At 39.5% G+C, this 20512-nt stretch carries 20 protein-coding genes; 3 read left to right on the top strand and 17 right to left on the bottom strand.

The window, feature by feature from the left end:
- Nucleotides 1–7: 7 nt before the first annotated feature.
- The 3 genes from JOC54_RS06455 to rpsU form a co-directional block, all read right to left on the bottom strand.
- Nucleotides 8–1345: an NfeD family protein gene (locus JOC54_RS06455; RefSeq protein ID WP_204465227.1), complete on the bottom strand. Its 1338-nt coding sequence runs from the start codon at nucleotides 1343–1345 to the stop codon at nucleotides 8–10.
- A 162-nt stretch (nucleotides 1346–1507) separates the two neighbouring features.
- The gene (locus JOC54_RS06450) at nucleotides 1508–1954 is read right to left on the bottom strand and encodes a GatB/YqeY domain-containing protein (RefSeq protein ID WP_035422058.1); all 447 of its coding nucleotides are present in this window, start codon (nucleotides 1952–1954) and stop codon (nucleotides 1508–1510) included.
- Nucleotides 1955–1975: 21 nt separating this feature from the next.
- Nucleotides 1976–2149, bottom strand: a complete 174-nt coding sequence (gene rpsU / locus JOC54_RS06445) for a 30S ribosomal protein S21 (protein ID WP_035396344.1) — start codon at nucleotides 2147–2149, stop codon at nucleotides 1976–1978.
- A gap of 180 nt (nucleotides 2150–2329) precedes the next feature.
- Between rpsU and JOC54_RS06440 the strand changes: the two genes are divergently transcribed.
- Together JOC54_RS06440 and JOC54_RS06435 are read left to right on the top strand one after the other, a co-directional pair.
- Entirely contained in the window at nucleotides 2330–3268 is a 939-nt protein-coding gene (locus tag JOC54_RS06440) for a Na/Pi symporter (RefSeq protein ID WP_204465226.1), read from the top strand.
- Between the two features lie 67 nt (nucleotides 3269–3335).
- Nucleotides 3336–4265, top strand: a complete 930-nt coding sequence (locus JOC54_RS06435; protein ID WP_204465224.1) for an aldo/keto reductase — start codon at nucleotides 3336–3338, stop codon at nucleotides 4263–4265.
- Between the two features lie 44 nt (nucleotides 4266–4309).
- On the opposite strand, the gene deoC is transcribed toward JOC54_RS06435, so the two are convergent.
- The 13 genes from deoC to gpr all read right to left on the bottom strand — a co-directional run bounded on the left by deoC (nucleotide 4310) and on the right by gpr (nucleotide 18881).
- On the bottom strand, nucleotides 4310–4984 hold the full coding sequence (gene deoC, locus JOC54_RS06430) for a deoxyribose-phosphate aldolase (protein ID WP_204465222.1): 675 nt from the start codon (nucleotides 4982–4984) through the stop codon (nucleotides 4310–4312).
- A gap of 99 nt (nucleotides 4985–5083) precedes the next feature.
- Nucleotides 5084–5848, bottom strand: a complete 765-nt coding sequence (locus tag JOC54_RS06425; protein ID WP_204465220.1) for a class I SAM-dependent methyltransferase — start codon at nucleotides 5846–5848, stop codon at nucleotides 5084–5086.
- Nucleotides 5849–6015: 167 nt separating this feature from the next.
- Entirely contained in the window at nucleotides 6016–7353 is a 1338-nt protein-coding gene (mtaB, locus tag JOC54_RS06420; protein ID WP_204465218.1) for a tRNA (N(6)-L-threonylcarbamoyladenosine(37)-C(2))-methylthiotransferase MtaB, read from the bottom strand.
- A gap of 9 nt (nucleotides 7354–7362) precedes the next feature.
- A complete protein-coding gene (locus JOC54_RS06415; RefSeq protein WP_204465216.1) occupies nucleotides 7363–8112 on the bottom strand; it encodes a 16S rRNA (uracil(1498)-N(3))-methyltransferase in 750 nt (249 codons plus the stop codon).
- 12 nt (nucleotides 8113–8124) lie between these two features.
- Entirely contained in the window at nucleotides 8125–9066 is a 942-nt protein-coding gene (gene prmA / locus JOC54_RS06410) for a 50S ribosomal protein L11 methyltransferase (protein WP_204465214.1), read from the bottom strand.
- 82 nt (nucleotides 9067–9148) lie between these two features.
- Nucleotides 9149–10270, bottom strand: a complete 1122-nt coding sequence (gene dnaJ / locus JOC54_RS06405) for a molecular chaperone DnaJ (RefSeq protein ID WP_204465212.1) — start codon at nucleotides 10268–10270, stop codon at nucleotides 9149–9151.
- Nucleotides 10271–10430: 160 nt separating this feature from the next.
- A complete protein-coding gene (dnaK, locus tag JOC54_RS06400; RefSeq protein WP_204465210.1) occupies nucleotides 10431–12266 on the bottom strand; it encodes a molecular chaperone DnaK in 1836 nt (611 codons plus the stop codon).
- 18 nt (nucleotides 12267–12284) lie between these two features.
- Nucleotides 12285–12860: a nucleotide exchange factor GrpE gene (grpE, locus tag JOC54_RS06395; protein ID WP_035422042.1), complete on the bottom strand. Its 576-nt coding sequence runs from the start codon at nucleotides 12858–12860 to the stop codon at nucleotides 12285–12287.
- A gap of 158 nt (nucleotides 12861–13018) precedes the next feature.
- Entirely contained in the window at nucleotides 13019–14047 is a 1029-nt protein-coding gene (gene hrcA, locus JOC54_RS06390) for a heat-inducible transcriptional repressor HrcA (protein WP_204465208.1), read from the bottom strand.
- Nucleotides 14048–14144: 97 nt separating this feature from the next.
- Nucleotides 14145–15311 (bottom strand): radical SAM family heme chaperone HemW, encoded by a 1167-nt coding sequence (gene hemW / locus JOC54_RS06385; protein ID WP_204465206.1) that lies wholly within the window; start codon nucleotides 15309–15311, stop codon nucleotides 14145–14147.
- Between the two features lie 68 nt (nucleotides 15312–15379).
- Nucleotides 15380–17203 (bottom strand): translation elongation factor 4, encoded by a 1824-nt coding sequence (lepA, locus tag JOC54_RS06380; protein WP_204465204.1) that lies wholly within the window; start codon nucleotides 17201–17203, stop codon nucleotides 15380–15382.
- 70 nt (nucleotides 17204–17273) lie between these two features.
- Nucleotides 17274–17645, bottom strand: coding sequence for a DUF3679 domain-containing protein (locus tag JOC54_RS06375; RefSeq protein WP_204465202.1), 372 nt, complete (start codon nucleotides 17643–17645; stop codon nucleotides 17274–17276).
- A gap of 120 nt (nucleotides 17646–17765) precedes the next feature.
- Nucleotides 17766–18881 (bottom strand): GPR endopeptidase, encoded by a 1116-nt coding sequence (gene gpr / locus JOC54_RS06370; RefSeq protein ID WP_204465201.1) that lies wholly within the window; start codon nucleotides 18879–18881, stop codon nucleotides 17766–17768.
- A 192-nt stretch (nucleotides 18882–19073) separates the two neighbouring features.
- On the opposite strand from gpr, the gene rpsT reads away from it, so the two are divergent.
- Nucleotides 19074–19340: a 30S ribosomal protein S20 gene (gene rpsT / locus JOC54_RS06365; protein ID WP_035422033.1), complete on the top strand. Its 267-nt coding sequence runs from the start codon at nucleotides 19074–19076 to the stop codon at nucleotides 19338–19340.
- 85 nt (nucleotides 19341–19425) lie between these two features.
- Here rpsT and holA read toward each other — a convergent pair whose 3' ends face one another.
- Nucleotides 19426–20451 carry a DNA polymerase III subunit delta gene (gene holA / locus JOC54_RS06360; RefSeq protein WP_204465200.1) on the bottom strand — a complete coding sequence of 342 codons (1026 nt, stop codon included), beginning with the start codon at nucleotides 20449–20451 and terminating at the stop codon, nucleotides 19426–19428.
- Between the last annotated feature and the right edge of the window lie 61 nt (nucleotides 20452–20512).

Genomic DNA, 20512 nt, shown 5'->3' with positions numbered 1-20512 from the left:
TCAAAATTTAAGTTTGCTCAAGCTCCCTAACAACAATCCTTGAACCGGATGTATAGACAACCTTGACCATTCTTCCTTGTTCAATATAGCTTCCTTCAGAAACAACGTCAAGACGCTTATCGTTAATTAAAGCAACTCCGGCTGGTCGAAGGATACTTAAAGCCTTTCCAGTTTGCCCAATTAAATCAACTTCTGTTTCATTTGTTACATACCCTTCATCGCTTGTTGTTTGGGCTTGCAGAACAAGGCGTTTCCAAGGTCCCTTATCTCCAAAGAAGACAAACAAAATAATTGCTGCTGCAATTGTTAAAAATAGCGCTATCCCCACAGAAAAGACCATAACTGTTGTAGAGAACGATGCCATAAATAAACCTGCAATAATTAAACCGATACCAAGAAGCCCAAATATCCCAAACCCAGGAGCAATCATTTCAATTCCTAGCAATATCACTCCAACAACAACTAATATAAGCGACTCCCAGCCAGCGAAGCCTGCAACCATATGCCCGAAGAAGAAGAGTAGAAGCGCAGAGATCCCCATAATGCCTGGAATTCCAAAGCCAGGAGAATACAATTCTAAAATAAGACCCAGACTACCAACAGAAAGTAAGATTGGTATAACAATTGGATTCGTCACAAATCGTGCAATATGTTCAGCAATACTTACTTCTGAATCAACAACATTTACGGATGATGGATCAAAGCCTAAAAACGAAATTACGTCATTTAAGTTTGATTCAATCGATTCAGCGTAGCCTACTTCCTTCGCTTGTTCTGCATTTAAAGTCAAATAACCTGATGGAAAACCATCCACATCAAAAGAAGCATTTGCCATTGCTTCAGCATAAGCAGGATCCCGCCCGCCATCCGGTCCGTTTTCAGTCGCCGCAGTCGTCATTCTGCTTATCCACAATGATTGCACCTTTTCATCAGCAGCATTTCCCGAGCCATCAATGACACCTGCAGATCCTATTTGTCCATTCGGCACCATAATAATTTGGTCCGCATTTAAGGCAATATACGCACCAGCTGATATTGCCTCACTGTTTATAAAAGCAGTAACTGGAATATCTGTGCGATTGATAATATTAGCAATATATCCAGCGGCATCTACAGCACCACCAGGTGTGTCAATATCAAGGATAATGTGATCAGCATTTTCTTCTTCAGCTTCTTTAAATGAACGTTCTAAAAAAGCTTCTAATCCTCGCTCGACCGTTTGCTCAACAGGTATCACATAAATGGTTTCACTCGCGCTCGTCGATTGATTTGCAAATACTTGAAAAGGTATAAGTAAAAAGGCAAGCAAATAAGCTAAAAATGCTATTTTTATCCATTTACCCACTTTTTTCGTCCCTCCCTCCTTTTCAGATAATGGTAGCTAATTGTATATACGGTTACTTATAAAATAAGTTTCACCTTTCATTAAAATAGTATCACGCCAGATCACGAAATCCAAATAAAACGGCAAAAAACCTCTGCCGAGGCAGAGGTTTTATCATTTTTCTTAATTTGACAAATGCTTCATGACCAACTGATTAACAAGACCACCATCGGCCTTGCCTTTTACTTTTGGCATAATCGCACTCATTACTTTACCCATATCAGCTTTTGACGAAGCGCTTGTCTCAGTAATCGTTTCTTTAACAATTGCTTCAACTTCTTCTTCCGTCAGTTGCTGTGGCATATATCCTTCGAGCACAGAAAGATCACTTTCTTGCTTCGAAGCCAAATCTTCACGATTCGCTTGTTTAAATTCATGGAGGGATTCTTTGCGCTGCTTAACTTCTCGATTAAGAACGGTAATGCTCTCATCTTCAGTAAGTTCACGCCCGAGCTTAATCTGCTCATTTTGTAATGAAGACTTTACTAAGCGAATAACAGAAAGTTTATCTTTCTCTTTATTGCGCATGGCTGTCTTCATATCTAGGTTTAACCTCTCAAGAAGAGTCAAGTAAAACCACCCTCTCAATAATTAGAACTTGCGTTTTCTAGCCGCTTCAGATTTCTTTTTACGCTTCACACTTGGCTTTTCGAAGTGCTTACGTTTTTTAACCTCAGCTAACGTTCCTTCTTTAGAGAGCGATCTCTTAAAGCGACGAAGTGCAGCATCAATCGATTCGTTTTTGCGAACACGAGTTTCTGCCATTCTATTTCCCTCCCTCCGAAAACAACCAAACTCAATACGTGCTTATGGCACGTCTGTGTAAATTATAATACAGCAAATGACTTCGGTCAACTATTTGTTAAAAAGAACCTCACCTATCAAAGAGAAAAATTGGAATGCCTAGTTGCATAGCTCCATATAGTGTAGGACGAGGTGGTAAACTTGGCCAAAGAATTGTTTTCATTGCTTGCAGTTTTTATAGCATTATTTTTATTCGGAATTTATATATTGCGTGCTGGATTAATTCAAACTGGTACAAGCAAAGCGCAAGCCCTTTTATTAAAAGCAACGTCATCTCCACTTAAAGGGCTGATTGTTGGTATTTTTATCACGGCTTTATTTCAAAGCAGTTCAGTTGTAACGGTTCTTCTTGTTGGCTTAGTTGCTGCAGGATTAATCCAATTCAGACAAACGATTGGTGTTATTCTCGGTGCCAACATCGGCTCTTGTTTCACGCTTGAATTAGTTGCATTTAAGATGACAGATCTCGCTATCCCTTTGCTTGTAGTTGGTCTTGTTTGTCTTGCTTTTTCAAAATCACTGCTTTATAAAATAGGCTGTGTTTCTTTTGGAATAGGCTGTATTTTTTTAGCTATGAATGGATTTGAATCACTTGCCGCTCCTTTAAGTTCATTTCCGCTGACGCACCAATTTTTTGAATGGACAAATCACCACCATCTTACTGGGATTACCGTCGGGGCAATTGTTACAACCATTATACAATCAAGTACTGCAACCATCGGAATGGCGATGGGCTTTATCGAAGGCCAAGGATTAACGATGGAATCTGGCGTAGCAATCATGCTTGGAGCAAATATCGGCACATGTTTAACCGCTTATATTGCCAGTATTGGAGCTGGTAAATCTGCACGACTTGTTGCCCATGCACACATTTGGTTGAATTTACTCGGCGCTCTATTGTTCTACCCTCTCATTGCCTTTTTAGCTCACTTTGTCTCGCTATTAGCTGATACAGCAAGCATGCAACTAGCGCATGCAAGCACGATTTATAATATTGTGTGCTCATTACTCGTTCTGCCTTTTGCTTACTTGTTTGCCAGGTTCGTGGAAAGAATCGCTCAAGTAAAAAGATTTAAGTAAAAACAATGTTTTAATTGTGTTGTCAAGGGAATTTAATAATAATGAACGTGAACAAGGAGGAGATTAGATGAAGACAGCAAAACTTGGTCAATCAGATTTGACTGTATTTCCAATTGGATTAGGTACAAATGCAGTTGGTGGTCACAACCTCTACCCTAATTTAGATGAAAATGTGGGGAAAGAATTAGTTAGAAAAAGCCTGCAAAATGGCGTGAATTTCCTTGATACAGCTTTTATTTATGGCGAAGGGCGCTCTGAACAATTAATTGGAGAAGTTGTCAGGGAATTTAATCGTAACGAAGTTGTCATTGCTACTAAAGCAGCACATAGAAAATCAGGAGATTCATATGGAATTGATAATTCTCCTGCCTTTCTCACTCAGTCTGTTCATGAGGCATTACATCGATTGCAGACCGATTACATCGACTTATTTTACATTCACTTCCCAGATGAAGATACACGTAAGGATGAAGCGATTGATGCTTTAGTTGAATTAAAAAAAGCTGGAAAGATACGTTCAATTGGTGTTTCTAACTTTAGCTTAGAACAATTAAAACAGGCAAACCATAGTGGGCATGTTGATGTTTATCAAGGAGAATACCACTTGTTAGATCGCAGCGCTGAAGAAGAACTTTTCCCATACATGCGCGAAAACAACATTTCCTTCATCCCTTATTTCCCCTTGGTGTCAGGACTATTAGCAGGAAAGTATACGAAAGACACTACTTTTCCAGATGGCGACTTACGTAATGACCAGAAGCATTTCCAAGGGACTACGTTTCAACGAAATATCGATAAGGTAAATGAATTACGCCCCATTGCACAAAAACACAATGTTGATATTGCTCACATTGTTCTAGCTTGGTATCTAGAAAGACCGGAGATTGATGTACTCATCCCTGGAGCTAAACGAGCGGAACAACTTTTAGATAATGCTAAAAGTGTAGACATATCACTCTCCAAAGAAGAGAAACAATTTATAAATACCCTCTTTTAAAGAGAAAACCAGTCGCGTAATCGCGACTGGTTTTTCAGATTCATTTAATAGTCTTGTTCTCCTTGCTCACCTTGGACTATAGCTACACCAGAACTAGCACCAATACGTGTTGCACCTGCTTTAACCATCGCTTGTACATCACTGAGGCTCCTAACTCCCCCTGAAGCTTTTACTCCTAACTTATCGCCAACCGTTTTCCGCATTAATGCAACGGCTTCAACTGTCGCTCCACCTGTGGAGAATCCAGTTGACGTTTTAACGAAATCTGCTCCTGCCTGCGCTGCTAAGCGACTAGCACGCTCTATTTCTTCATTTGTTAATAGACAAGATTCAATGATAACCTTTGTAATCGCTTTGTTTTCCGCTGCTTTTACAACTGCTTCAATATCTGCTTGAACAATTTGATCTTCATTTTCTTTCAATGCAGCAATGTTAATCACCATGTCAATTTCAGTGGCACCGTTACGAATCGCATCTATTGTTTCTTCGGTTTTTACTTTTGTTGTATTTTGCCCTAGAGGAAAGCCAATAACCGAGCATACCTTTACTTGATCTGCATTCTCTAAACGTTGAGCGGCGGTTTTCACCCAATAAGGATGAATACAGACAGAAGCAAATTCGTGACGTATCGCCTCTTCACATAGTTGAAGAATTTGTAATTTTGTTGCATCTGCTTTTAATAACGTGTGGTCAATGAGGTGTGCGACTGATTCAGTCATTTCACTCACCCTTTCAATAGTTGTTATGTCCCGTCCATAATAACATGAAACAGTTCGTAACACGAGTCGTAGATAGGTTAAGTGTCCTCTTAGCTTTATTTATTTCTTAACTGCCTCTAACAAAATCGATTGACCGCTAAAACGTATAACGTCATTATCAACTTCATGAACATCTAGCGCTCTTTTTACATCAAGTGGTTGTTCAATGATCCATTCTGCTAATTCTTGTTTTTCTTTCTCTGTGAATTGCACTCGATCTGTCCAATCTTGGTAATCAAATGTCTTCTTAAATGTACGCAAGAAGGTAATCGTAAATCCTCCCTCTTCCATCATTGAAAGCCATTCAGATTTTTTATACGCTCTGACATGACTAGAGTCCCTTTTCTTTTCAAGTTCATTATAAGCTTTGTCATAAACTCTATTCTCCAAAGCAACGTTATCTAATAAATAAAATCGAGCACCTTTTTGAAGTATTCTATAGGTTTCCGTTAAAAACTTTGGAACATCCATGAAATGATGAGCTGCAATCCGATTTACAGCTAGATCAAACTGTTCATCTGCGAAAGGAAGGTTCTCTGCTGCTGCTTCAATATATTGAACGTTTAACAACCCTGCATCATCTATTTGTTTTTTTGCAACCGTTAGCATCTCCGGTGTTAGATCTACAGCTACAACATCCTTTACATATGTGGCTAATTTCTTAGCTACGTGTCCTCCACCAGTCGCAATATCAACGGCCGCTTGATACGTCTCTTTTTCTATTAATTGTTCTAACAAGCTTAAATCGTCACCTTTTGCGTGATTTTTACTCGTCACATACGCTTCTGCAAAGGCACCAAATTGTTCTTTTGAGCTTTTACTCATGATTATAACCCTCTTCCATCTTTAATGATTTCATTATAGTTGAAGCATTCCGAAATAGATAATTGTCATTATTGATCGTCAATTATAAGAAAAAAGGATCATTCAAAGCTCGCAAAAAATCCTTGTAGTCACTCAATCAGAGGACACAAGGATTTTCAGGTTAACTTTTATACAGTCTGCTCTTGATCTTCAAGAACACGAACAAACTCACCTCGATTAAACGGGTAACCGGCTTCCGTTATTTTCACCTTAACAATTTTTCCAATCAAGGAATCATCAGCAGACAACTTCACTTTTAAATAATTGTCTGTATAACCAACATATTGACCACTTTCAGGACTCTCTTTGTCCAGTTCTTCCGGAATGACCTCAAGAACTTCACCCTCAAAGCTTGACGCATACTCTTTAGCCAGTTGGTTTGACAACTCAATTAGTCTATGTACTCGCTTATTTTTAACGTCTTCGTTTATTTGGTCAGTCATACGCGCCGCGGGAGTACCCGTTCTCATTGAATAAGGGAAAACGTGAAGCTCACTAAACTGATGCTTAGCGATAAAATCGTATGTTTCTTGAAACTCTTCTTCCGTTTCACCAGGAAAACCAACAATTACATCCGAAGTGATTGCTAATCGTGGCAGAACTTGCTTTAGCTTCGTAATGCGTTCTGCATAAGCGTCCATTGTATATTTACGACGCATACGCTTTAAAACGGTATCAGAGCCAGATTGCAAAGGAATATGCATATGACGAACTACTTTAGATGACTTGCCGATTACCGCAATCACATCATCCGTTAATTGACTTGCTTCAATTGATGAAATACGGATGCGCTTCAATCCTTGCACTTGCTCTAGATCTTCAAGTAAACGAGCTAAACTATAGTCTTTTAAATCTTCACCATAACCACCGGTATGAATGCCCGTTAAAACGATTTCTTTGTATCCAGCATGCACAAGTTGGTTCGCTTGTTTCACCACTTCTTCTGGATCACGAGATCGCATTAAGCCACGCGCCCACGGAATAATGCAAAACGTACAAAAGTTATTGCATCCTTCTTGAATTTTTAATGATGCTCTTGTGCGATCTGTAAATGAAGGAACATCCAATTCTTCGTAAACACGTGATTTCATAATGTTGCCAACACCGTTTATCGGTTGGCGTTCCTGCTTATATTGTTCAATATAACCAATCATCTTTGTTCGGTCTTGTGTCCCAACTACAATATCAACACCAGGAATAGCTAATATTTCAGCAGGAGATGTTTGAGCATAGCAACCCGTTACACAAATAACTGCGTCAGGATTTTTGCGGATTGCTCGCCGTATAACTTGACGACTCTTCTTATCACCTGTATTCGTTACCGTACACGTATTAATGACATAAACATCAGATGTTTGTTCATAGTCAACTTTCTCATAACCTGCTTGCTTAAATAGTTGCCATATAGCTTCAGTTTCATAATGATTTACTTTACAACCTAGAGTGTGAAACGCAACGGTTGACATTCACTCACCTCAAATTTCTAATTGATACGATAACGCAGCCAATACATAGGAACTGGCTGTTTCGGTTCGAACGATTCGAGGTCCAATACTGCATGAAATGGCACCCTCATTTTGAAATATGGCAGTCTCTTCCCTTGTTAATCCACCTTCAGGTCCGATAATGACCAATACCTTCATTTCTTGATTTAATCGTTCAAATGCTTGCTTTAAGTTTGATTTCTGTCCATGTTTAGCTTCTTCTTCATCACAAACGATACATAAATCGTAAGTACCAATTGATTGTGTAAGCTGAGTCACTGTTAAAGGAGGGACAACCTCTGGAACGATTGATCGGTGTGATTGCTCTGCAGCTTCCTTGGCAATTTTTTGTAGTCGTTCAATTTTTTTTGACACTTTCTTTTGATCCCATTTTACAATAGATCGCTTTGCGGTGAAAGGAAGAATCGACGAAGCGCCGAGCTCAGTAGTTTTTTGGACAATTTGTTCGAGTTTATCACCTTTAGGAAGACCTTGCGCAATGGATACCTTTACAGGCATCTCAACAAGTGCCTCTTCCATTTCTTCAATGATGTGACCAGTCACTTTTCCCTGTGATATATCTGTCAAGGTAACTTTCACTACTCGCTCATTTTCATTTACACAAATGACAGTTGAACCAGCTTCCATTCGCATCACTTTAGCAATATGAGAAGCATCATCACCTGTAATTTCAACAAGAGTAGCGCTCATTTGATCATTTGTTAAGAAATACCGTTGCATTATACACCTCTCTTACACCGGTTTACGAGCCTTTATTGCGACCCAATCGTTTAACTCTGTCACTTCATCAACAATAAAACCAGCTGATTCTAAAGCATCGATGACGTCTGCCTTTTTTCTCGTAATAATGCCTGAAGTTATATACGAGCCTCCAGGTTTAACAACTTTGAAAGCTTCATCCGCAAATGAGACAATGACCTCAGCCAAAATATTCGCCACAATAACGTCAGCAACATTTTCCTGAACACCTTCTAGCAAATTGTTTTGCTTCACTTCAATAGCATGGTCAGCTTGATTCAAAACAAGATTTTCTTTTGCACTAGTAACCGCAACTTGGTCAAGGTCATACGCAGTAATCGTTTGCGCCCCAAATTTCCAAGCTGCTAATGCTAGTACACCAGAACCCGTTCCAACATCAATAACACGATCATTAGCTTCTACCGTTTGTTCTAGCGCACGAATCGAAAGAATTGTTGTTGGATGCGTTCCTGTCCCGAAAGCCATTCCAGGATCTAATTCAATGATTATGTCATTCTCTTGTGCCTGATAGTCTTCCCAAGTCGGCACAATGATAACGCGTTCCGTCACTTGAACAGGGTGGTAATATTTTTTCCAAGCGTTCGCCCAGTCTTCATCATCCACTTCAACATATTCCATTGTTGCTTGTCCAAGATTGATTTCACATTGAGTTAATTGTAGGATGCGGTCTTTTACAAGGTCCATTGTCGCGCTAAATGAATCATTCATTGGAAAGTACGCTTTTACATATACACCCTCTTCAGGATAATCATCAGGAGACAAGTCATACATTTCTCCAAACTTGTCGCCCCAATCTTGAACCAAATCATGCGGATCTTCAATAGCCACACCAGCAGCACCAGATTCATGCAGCACATTTGAGACTGGTTCAATCGCTTCTTGAGTCGTATGAACACGAAATTCTGCCCATTTCATTACGTATCATCCTTTATCATTCTAAAATTTATTTATCTGCAAAAGAAGTGAAGAGAACGTAGATCGTTCTCTCCACTATCAATTAATCTCCTTTAAAAGCACGTCGCAATTTCTCAAAAAAACCGTCTGTTTGCTCTTCTGGACGACCGCCACCCATCCCGGCAAATTCGCGCATTAATTCTTTTTCATTTTCATTTAATTGTTTTGGAGTGACAACACGAATTTGAACATGTTGATCTCCTTGACCTCGACCATGAACGTTTGGAACGCCCTTGCCACGAAGTCTAAAGTTTGTTCCCGTTTGCGTTCCAGCTGGAATTTTCAGCTTTACTTTACCTGTTAGTGTGGGCACTTCAATTTCATCACCAAGTGCAACCTGAGGGAAGGTTAATGGAACTTCACAATAAATATCTTCTCCCTCACGCTCGAAAAATTCGTGTGATTTCACTTGGAAAACAACATATAGATCTCCAGCTGGACCACCATTAACCCCTGCTTCACCTTGGTTTGAGACTCTTAACTGCTGTCCGTTATCAATACCAGCAGGTACTTTTACGCTAATTTTCTTGCGTTTCTTCACTTTTCCTTTACCGTGACATGTTCCGCATTTATGCTTGATTGTTTTTCCTGTACCTTCACAGTGATTACATACTCGTCTGTTCACGACACGACCAAATGGTGTATTTTGCTCAACGTTTAATTGACCTGATCCTTTACAATGAGAGCATGTTTCGGGCTTCGTGCCCGCTTTAGCCCCAGAACCTTCACAAGTATCACACGTCTCTTCGCGGGGAATTTCAATTTCTGTCTCTTTCCCAAAAACAGCTTCTTTAAATTCGAGCGTCATCGTATATTGTAAATCATTTCCTTGGCGAGGCGCATTCGGATTGCTACGTCCGCCTCCATTTCCACCGAAGAACATATCAAAGATATCACTAAAGCCACCAAAGTCACCTGCACCGCCTGCACCACCAAACCCTTGATTTGGATCTGTGTGACCAAACTGATCATAGTGTGACTTCTTCTGCGGGTCACTTAATGTATCGTACGCTTCTTTCACTTCTTTGAACTTTGTTTCTGCACCCTCTTCTTTGTTTACATCTGGGTGGTATTTACGTGCTAATTTTCGGTACGCTTTTTTTACTTCCTCTTCAGAAGCTCCTTGACTAACCCCAAGAACTTCATAAAAATCTCTTTTACTCACGTTTTTCCTCCCGACTGAAAGTGGCCATTCATGCCACCTCACGTTTTCTCACATAACGTTCATCTTACCACCAGTTACGTGTGGCTTGCAACCGCCATGAACACACTCAGAAAAAAAGCCAAAGCCATAACGCTGACTTTGACTTTTCCTTCATTCTAGATTATTTCTTTTCTTCTTCGTTAACTTCTTCGTAATCTGCATCAACAACGTTATCATCTTGTTGTTCAGCGCCTTCGCTTCCACCTTCTTGGTTCGCTTGAGCGGCTTGAGCGGCTTGCTCATACATTTTCGTCGTTAAAGCCGTAACGATTTCTTGAAGTTCGTCTTTAGCAGACTTAATTTCTTCTTCATTATCCGTTTCAAGAGCAGCTTTAAGCTTATCTTTAGCCGCTTCTGCTTTATCTTTTTCTTCTTGTTCTACATTTTCACCTAAATCTTTAAGTGTTTTTTCTGTAGAGAAAACGAGTTGATCGGCTTCATTGCGTAATTCAACCTGCTCACGACGTTTTTTATCTGCTTCTGCATTTTCTTCCGCATCTTGAACCATTTTTTCAATTTCATCGTCCGATAAACCAGATGAAGAAGTAATTGTAATAGACTGTTCTTTATTCGTACCCAAGTCTTTTGCTTTTACATTTACAATTCCGTTTGCATCTAAATCAAACGTGACTTCGATCTGTGGAACCCCACGTGGCGCTGGAGGAATGTCACTTAGTTGGAAACGACCCAGTGTTTTATTATCAGCGGCCATTTCACGCTCTCCTTGAAGAACATGAATATCAACGGATGGCTGGTTATCTGCAGCCGTTGAGAAAGTTTGGGATTTAGACGTAGGAATCGTTGTATTGCGCTCGATTAGCTTTGTAAACACGCCACCCATTGTTTCAATTCCAAGTGATAATGGTGTTACATCAAGAAGAACTACATCTTTTACATCCCCAGTTAGTACACCCGCTTGAATAGCTGCACCTAACGCAACAACTTCATCCGGATTTACACCTTTATGAGAATCTTTCCCTGTTAGGCGTTTAATTGCTTCTTGAACAGCTGGAATACGAGTTGAACCCCCAACAAGTACTACTTTATCAATTTCAGAAGCTGACAAACCAGAGTCAGATAATGCGCGTCTTGTTGGAGCTAGTGTCCGCTCTACTAGATCTGAAGAAATATCATCAAATTTAGCACGAGTTAAATTAATCTCAAGGTGCTTAGGACCTGTAGAATCAGCTGTAATAAATGGTAATGAAATCTGTGTTTGCGTTACGCCTGAAAGGTCTTTTTTCGCTTTTTCAGCAGCATCTTTAAGGCGCTGCATCGCCATTTTGTCTTTAGATAAGTCAATGCCGTTTTCTTTTTTGAATTCAGCAACAAGGTAGTCCATGATCACATCATCAAAATCATCGCCACCAAGTTTATTATCTCCAGATGTTGCCTTTACCTCAAAAAAGCCATCGCCAAGTTCAAGGATCGATACGTCAAACGTACCACCGCCAAGGTCATATACTAGAATTGTCTGATCTTCTTCTTTTTCTAAACCATACGCAAGCGCTGCTGCTGTAGGCTCGTTTACAATACGATCAACTTCAAGTCCAGCAATTTTCCCAGCGTCTTTTGTTGCCTGACGTTGAGAATCGTTGAAATAAGCTGGTACTGTAATAACGGCTTTTGTTACCGTCTCACCTAAATATGCTTCAGCATCTGCTTTAAGTTTTTGTAAAATAATCGCAGAAATTTCTTGTGGGGAATAGCTTTTTCCTTCTACTTCAACTTTATAATCGGTACCCATATGACGTTTAATGGAGATAACGGTATTTGGGTTTGTAATTGCTTGACGCTTAGCAACTTCTCCTACAAGGCGCTCTCCATCTTTAAAAGCAACAACGGATGGAGTTGTGCGATTTCCTTCGGGATTAGGGATAACTGTCGCTTCTCCACCCTCCATAACTGCAACACATGAATTCGTTGTTCCTAAATCAATTCCAATAATTTTACTCATTCGTTTTTCCTCCTAATACTATGAATTCACTTTAACCATAGAGTGCCGTATCACACGGTCTTTTAATTGATACCCTTTTTGAAGCTCATCAACAATTTGGTTGCTTTCATAACCATCTTCCTCTACTTGCATAACAGCTTGGTGAAGGTGGGGATCAAACATCTCTCCCTTAGTTGGAATCACTTCTACCCCTTCGTTCGCTAAAGCTTCTTGTATTTGACGATTTACCATTTCCATCCCTTGCAGAAGCTGTTTTGCTTCTTCGTTTTGAGGCTCGACTGACAGAGCTCGTTCAAAATTATCAAGCGCTGGAAGTAGTTTTTCTATAAAGCTTTGCGCACGATATTTTGCTTGCGCTTCCTTCTCATCCTTTGTACGACGACGAAAATTTTCATAATCAGCTCGCACACGCGCTAATCGCTCTTTTGTCTCAACTAATTCTATTTCAAGGTGATCAACCTCTGGCTCGTTTATTTCATCGCTGTCAGTTGAAGTTGTCTCATTAGCATCAATCTCTTCAACATGAAGTTCAGAATCAGCTTGTTGTTTCGTATCTTCTTCTAAAATCGTTTCGTCTTTCTTTTCTTCTGCCACGATTGTTCACCTCCTAGTATGCCTTAACTAAATAATAGTCATTTCGTTACATATCCTTGGACAGCTTACCAATAAGCGTGAAGATAATGCAACTGTTAGAACTAGTTTATTTTGATCTTTTATATGTATAGTAGCAGATTAATCTGCTACAAATACGCCTATTCATGCAAACCTGATAATAGCTTAGACAAATCTTTCGACAGAGAATCAACTACTTTGATCATTCGGCGATACTCCATGCGTGTCGGTCCAATCACTCCAAGCGTTCCTACATGTTGACCATTAATTGCATAAGATGCAGTTACGATACTACAGGCTTCGAATGCTTCAAGCTGGTTCTCCTGACCAATTGAGACTTGCAAACCATCCGTTTGTTGTGTTCTTAACCATTGATGCAAAATACTCTCTTCTTCAAGTGTTTTATAAACTAAACGCATTTTACCGACATCTTGAAACTCCGGCTGCCCCATTAAATTTGAACGACCTGCAAAGAAAAGTTTCTCACTTGTACCAGGCAACATCGAAGGACCAAAAATTGAAAGAACATGTTCATAATTTGTTATGTGTTCTCTAAACAAAGAGCTAAGTTCAATTTGAATCTTTTGTTGCAATTGCACCAATGGTATACCTGTTAACCGCTCGTTTAATAAATTTACCGTGCGTTCTAAATCAGCAGGAGTCACTTCCTTATCGATATGAACAAGGTGATTTTCAACGTGCCCGGTTTCGCTGACAATAATAACAACCGCTTTTTGATGATCCATTGGGATAATTTGAATTTTTTTCAATTTCTCATTTAACGATTCAGGACCTAAGACGATGGAAACATAACTTGTCATTTCAGATAATATACGTGCTGATTCTTGAAACACTTCCTCCATTGCTCTTAGGCTTGCGTCTGTTAAACGGGATAACCTTGCGCGTTCTGTAACGGTTAATCGATGTGGAGATAACAAATGGTCCACATAATAACGGTAGCCCTTCTGTGACGGTACTCGCCCAGCTGAACTATGTGGTTTTTCTAAAAAGCCTAATTCCTCTAAATCAGCCATCTCATTTCGGATCGTGGCTGGACTAAACGGAATGTCACTTCGTTTAGAGATGCTACGCGAACCAACAGGCTCAGCGGAACGAACATAATCGTCAACGATGGCATGTAAAATCAAAAGTTGTCTCTCAGTTAACATTCCAGCACCTCCTGTTAGCACTCAATGGCGTCGAGTGCTAATACTATAGATACACTATCAAATAGAGGGTGTTTTGTCAATTAGAAAAGTCTTGTTTTTAAGTCGTCTCAGCAAAGACATCATCCTCCAAAACAGCTACAAAAAGTTCAAACGCCTCATTCCCGAGTAACAACCCTTCTTCAGTTAAGGCCAAGCTCTTATTTGTGTTCACAATCAAGCCTTTTCTCAAACCTTCTTCAATCGATTCTAAGAATAGTTCTTCCAGCTCGTATCCATACTTCATTTTAAAAGCCTCTTTTGAAAGACCTTTTCTAATTCTTAACCCTAAGAAAACAGCTTCCTCAAGCTTTTCTGCAGTTGTTACGAGATGTTCTCTTAACCTTGCCCTGCCCGAATCATTAATGGAATCAATGTATTTCTGAATCGGGTTAATGTTTTGGTAGCGAATGCCTTCTTCATATCCTGAAGAGCCCGCTCCAAAACCAGCATAACTTTCGTTTTTCCAGTACACTAGATTGTGCTTGCTTTCATAACCCGCTTTCCCAAAGTTGCTTATTTCGTATTGATTAAGGCCTTGTTCCGCAGTTTTAGCCTTCAATAGTTCGTACATAGCTACATCATCTTCTTCAGGTGGCAAGCGCAGTGTCCCTTTTTTATAACGATTAAAAAACACCGTTTGTTTTTCTACCTTCAACATATATGCAGAAATATGCTCAATATCTAATTGCAAAGCGGTCTGAAGAGATTGCTCAAAATCTTGAACCGTTTGATTAGGCAAACCGAGCATTAAATCAACTGATAGATTAGTAAAACCAAGATCTCGAGCTGTTTTTATTGCGCTAAACACGCTCTCAGGAGAATGTGTCCTGCCTATTTCTGTTAGCAACGGCTGCGAAAAGGTTTGAACTCCAAAACTAAGTCGGTTTACTCGATGCTTTTTTAACACTTGCAGTTTTTCAACATCTGCGCTATCTGGATTAACCTCAACCGTCCACTCACTGACATGCTGCAAGTTGAGCAAGTTGTGCATCGCTACAAACAATCGATCCAGTTGCGCTGCGGTTAGCGCTGTAGGTGTCCCACCGCCAATATAGATCGTCTCAATTGCCACTTTATTTTTTGCTTGCTTGGAGACGCTTATTTCTTTTATCAACGCATCAATATAGTCCTCCACTGGTTGGTTCTCTAAGAAGACCTTATTAAAATCACAATAATGACAAATATGCTCACAAAAAGGGATATGAACATAGATTGACGTACTCATCGTTTCTTCCCCCTTACAGTAAAAAAGCCAACCTATTTAGAGGTGGCTTTCCAACTATAATTTCTACATTAATTATCGTCCATACGCAAAACAGCCATGAAAGCTTCCTGTGGTACTTCCACGTTTCCGACAGACTTCATCCGTTTTTTACCTTCTTTTTGCTTCTCTAGTAATTTTCGTTTTCTAGAGATATCCCCACCATAACATTTAGCTAGAACGTTTTTACGCATCGCTTTTATGGTAGACCGCGCAATAATTTTTGTTCCGATACTTGCTTGAATCGGGACTTCAAATTGCTGGCGAGGAATAAGCTCCTTCAGTTTTTCAACAATAATTTTCCCGCGTTCATAAGCAGAATCACGATGCACAATAACGGACAACGCATCGACTTTTTCACCATTTAATAAGATATCCATTTTAACAAGTTTCGATTGTAGATAGCCAATTAACACATAATCAAAGCTAGCATAGCCCTTCGTACTTGATTTTAGTTGGTCAAAGAAATCATAGACGATTTCCGAAAGGGGCAGTTCGTAAACAATTTGAACACGAACATCATCTAAATACTGCATGTCCTTAAAAACTCCGCGTTTTTTCTGACAAAGATCCATTACAGCGCCTACATAATCATTTGGTACCATTACAGTTGCTTTTACGTATGGTTCTTCGACATGTTCAATTCTTTGCGGATCAGGCATATTTGAGGGATTGTCAATTTTCTCGGTTTCACCGTCCGTTAATGTTACATGATAAATAACGGATGGTGCCGTGGTAATCAACGTAATTCCAAACTCTCTCTCAATCCGTTCTTGAATAATTTCCATGTGTAGTAATCCAAGGAATCCACAACGGAAACCAAAGCCAAGCGCTTGAGATGTTTCTGGTTCATACTGCAATGAAGCGTCATTTAGCTCTAACCGCTCTAACGCCTCTCTTAAATCATTGTAATCATTTGTATCAATTGGATATAATCCACAATACACCATTGGATTCATTTTTCGATAGCCTGGCAACGCTTCTGGCGCTGGATCAACTGCGTTAGTAATCGTGTCACCGACTCGTGTGTCACCGACGTTTTTAATCGCAGCAGTCAAAAAGCCTACGTCGCCGACCGTTAACTCATCGCACTTCACCGCTTTTGGAGTAAAAACACCTACTTCACTTACTTCAAATTCTTTACCTGTCTGCATCATTCGTATTTTTTGTCCCGGTCGAACCGTACCCTCTACTATACGAATATAGGCAATTACGCCTCGATACGGGTCATAAAGAGAATCAAATATAAGCGCCTTTAATGGAGCTTTTGGATCTCCTGTAGGTGCTGGAACTTTTTCAACAACTTGCTCTAAAATTTCTTCGATTCCAATGCCGTTTTTTGCCGAAGCAAGGACAGCGTCTGAAGCATCAAGACCAATTACATCTTCTACTTCTTTCTTCACTCGTTCTGGTTCAGCACTCGGTAAGTCAATTTTGTTAATAACAGGCAAAATTTCCAAATCGTTGTCGAGTGCTAAATAAACATTCGCTAGCGTCTGCGCTTCGATTCCCTGTGCGCTATCTACGATTAATAGAGCACCTTCACAAGCCGCAAGACTCCTTGATACTTCGTATGTAAAGTCGACGTGGCCAGGTGTATCAATAAGATGAAAAATGTATTCTATTCCATCTTTAGCCTTATATGTTAACTGAACAGCATTTAGTTTAATTGTAATTCCACGCTCTCGCTCTAAGTCCATTGCATCAAGCGTTTGATCTTTCATTTCTCGGTCCGTTAACGCTCCTGTTCGTTCCAAGATCCGATCAGCTAACGTTGATTTTCCATGATCAATATGGGCGATTATCGAGAAGTTCCTAATCCTTGATTGGCGTTCTAGTCTTTGTTCATTGTTCATTCGTTTGATTTCACCCCTAAAATACGTACATATACACTATGTCCTATTATAGCAAGGCAAACACATTGCATCAATAAGAGCTTTTATTCTCTTGCGGATGACGTTCATTTTCTTTGTTAATCCCGTTCCGTACAGCTCCTACAACCTTCTCCAAACCAGATCTCGTCGTATTTTCTACTCCAGTAGCAAACGTCGAACCTAGATCAGAAAAAAAATTAGACATTCCTTTTGTTTCCCTAGCAGTTGTTAATGGTTCTTTTTCGGCAAGCTCTGTCTGATCAACAACCGGTACCTCATGCTGTTTTTCTACAGTCGATTCTTGTATTTGCAATGGTTTTGGTTCATTCAAACCAGCATATTCACTCATTAATTGCACGCCCATAATTAAACCAAACACTAAACTAATGCCTAAAAGTAAAGCGCGGTTTTTCCAATTTTTCATCACGCACATCCCCTTTACATCTTCTTAAAGGATTAGCAAAAAGCTTGTCCATTAAAAAGAACATATGCATGAACGATTAAATTTAGACTAGAAAAAAGCTGATCAAAAGATCAACCTTTTTTACCGAGTATAAGCGCCTACGTTACTTTGATCCACTTTATTGTGTAACGCAGCATTCAATCCACCAGCGACAACATGAGCCATATCTTCAATAAACACATCGATTTCTTTTGGGGTAACCATTAAATTATGGCCTAAAGGCGCTAATACTTCTTGAATTAACTGGCGCTTTTCATTATCTTCGAGTCCACCAACCATTCCAAGTATCGCCTTTCTCCCACTTTTATCCGGTAAATCTTCCTCTGTTAATGTCCGTTTTTCTCCAAAAGTCATTCCTGCGGGCGCTAATCTACGGGAGGGCTTATCTCCTTCTCGCATCTCTTTCCCTAAATGCTTTAAGACAAAATCAATTGCATCTGACGTAATCGTTACAGCATCAACGACTGTCGGAATACCAATTGCAATAACCGGAACACCTAACGTTTCTTTATTCATGGCTTTCCGGTTATTGCCTACACCACTGCCTGGATGAATGCCCGTATCGGCAATTTGAATCGTCGTATTTACACGTTCAATTGAGCGAGAAGCTAAGGCATCAATGACAATGACAAAATCTGGTTTTGTTTTTTCAATTACTCCAAAGACAACATCGCTTGTTTCGATTCCAGTTACACCCATTACACCAGGAGTAAGGGCGCTTACCGAGCGATACCCGTCCTCTACTTCTTCAGGTGCGAGTGCAAACAAATGTTTTGTTACAAGAAGTTCTTCCACAGTAAGTGGACCAAGAGCGTCAGGTGTTACGTTCCAATTTCCAAGTCCTACAACTAAACAAGTGTCTGTTTTTTTTATTCCAGAGCGCTCTAAAAAAGCAGAAAACTCACTTGCAAATACATGTTCTAAATCCGCCTGTAGATCTGTGTCTTTTTGTCTGATTCCTTGAGCCTCGAACGTTAAATACTGACCTGCTCTTTTTTGAATTCGTTCTGCTCCCTCTTCTCCAATTTCTACTTTCGTTACTTTTACATTTCGAATGGTTTCTGATTCAACAACAACATCTGACACCTTCGAAGGTTCATCTTGATTTTCTTCCCGCTGCTTTTCAACAACCATCTCATGTGCTTCCAGTGCCAAATCCGTTCGAACTTGGAATGGCTCCATATTTAACTGTCCCATCTAACTCTCTCCTTCTAAATTAAGTGCTATTAGTGTCCCTCTCCACCACAAAAACATTCACGGTTTAAAATGAGTTCAACAGTTTGTATTGCAATAGGTGATTAGTTTTGATAAAATGCAGAGTGTTGTACTGCTCTAACAGTGCTTTAGAGATGGCCTTCGCATAGGCCGTTTATGACGGAGGTGAAAATTATGCCAAATATTAAATCAGCGATTAAACGTGTTAAAACAAATGACAAGCGTCGTGCGCAAAACGCTGCTCAAAAATCAGCCCTACGTACTGCTGTTAAGAATTTTGAAACTGCAGCAGATGCTGGTAATGCAGAAGAAGCAAATGCTGCATTTGTTGAAGCGACGAAAAAGCTTGATAAAGCTGCTACAAAGGGTCTTATCCATAAAAATGCTGCATCACGCCAAAAATCTCGTCTTGCAAAAAAATTAAACGGTTTGTCTGCATAATATAAGACTTTCCTATAGATCATGGGTGACCGCCCGTGATCTTTTTACATTTAAAAAAGCCGATCCGTTTTACGGATCGGCTTTTTTACGTTGCTTGACTTAATTGTATAAGCAGTAATTCAACAGCTCTTTCTTTTTCGACCTTACCTGTTTTAATCGAGAAATCCGTTTCATTACAAGCAACTAACGCTTTTTTTAATGTGTCTTTTCCAAAAGACCTTAAACGTTGCGAAGCGAGCTTGACAACATATGGATGTAATTTCAATTGAGAAGCGATTTCTTTTTGAGAATAACCCTTTTCTTGTCTCAGTTTTACTTGGTGGAATATCCGAAATTGCCTTGTTAATAGTGCGAGAATTGCAAGCGGTTCTTCCTTTTGACGTAGTAAACGATGATAGGTTTCAAGGGCTTGTCCAGCCTGTCCAGCTGCTGTGAATTCAACAACAGCAAACACACTCTGTTCAATTGTTTCCGAAACCATTGTTACAATATCTTCTTTCGTAATGTGCTTCGAATCGCCTTTATAAAGCATACATTTTGCTAATTCTTGATAAATCAACATTAAATTAGACCCAATTCGTTCATACAGTTCTTGTTTGGCATCAGAATCCATTACGAAACTATTGTTTTTTAAATATCCATCAATCCACTTATAAAGATCTGATTCCATTAGTGGATTGATATCAATTGTTTCAACTTCTTTTTTTAATCGCTTTGTTATACGTTTACGCTCGTCCAATTTTTCGTATGGAGATACGATGATCAAAACGGTTTGTTCGGATGGCTGATCTAAGTATGCTTCTAAAATCGTTAAATCATGCTCTATTTTAGAACTTGACTTCTGGCTAGTCGCTAAATAAAAATCCTGTATAACAACCATTTTTTTTGCAGAAAAAAAAGGGAAAGTCTCAGCTTCTTCTATAATATCCGTTAATGGCGTGTCCGCTAAAAGGTGACGGACATCATTTAGTTCACCATCTTCTCCTGTAAACAAGGCATTATGAACATTCATTAAAAATTGATTGACCAAATAAGCTTCTGTTCCATATAAATAATAGATAGGCTTCAATGATTCTGGCGTCAACTTTTTTGAAATTGTTGCTAAACTCATATACTAACTCCTAACCATGCGTTATAGCTTTATTTTAGTGCCTTCTTATTAAATGAGCAAG

It is taken from the genome of Shouchella xiaoxiensis, assembly GCF_016907895.1.
In the GTDB taxonomy this organism is placed as follows: domain Bacteria; phylum Bacillota; class Bacilli; order Bacillales; family Bacillaceae_D; genus Shouchella; species Shouchella xiaoxiensis.
Note: the sequence above shows the minus strand (reverse complement) of the source record. Positions and strands in the feature narration are given on the sequence as shown.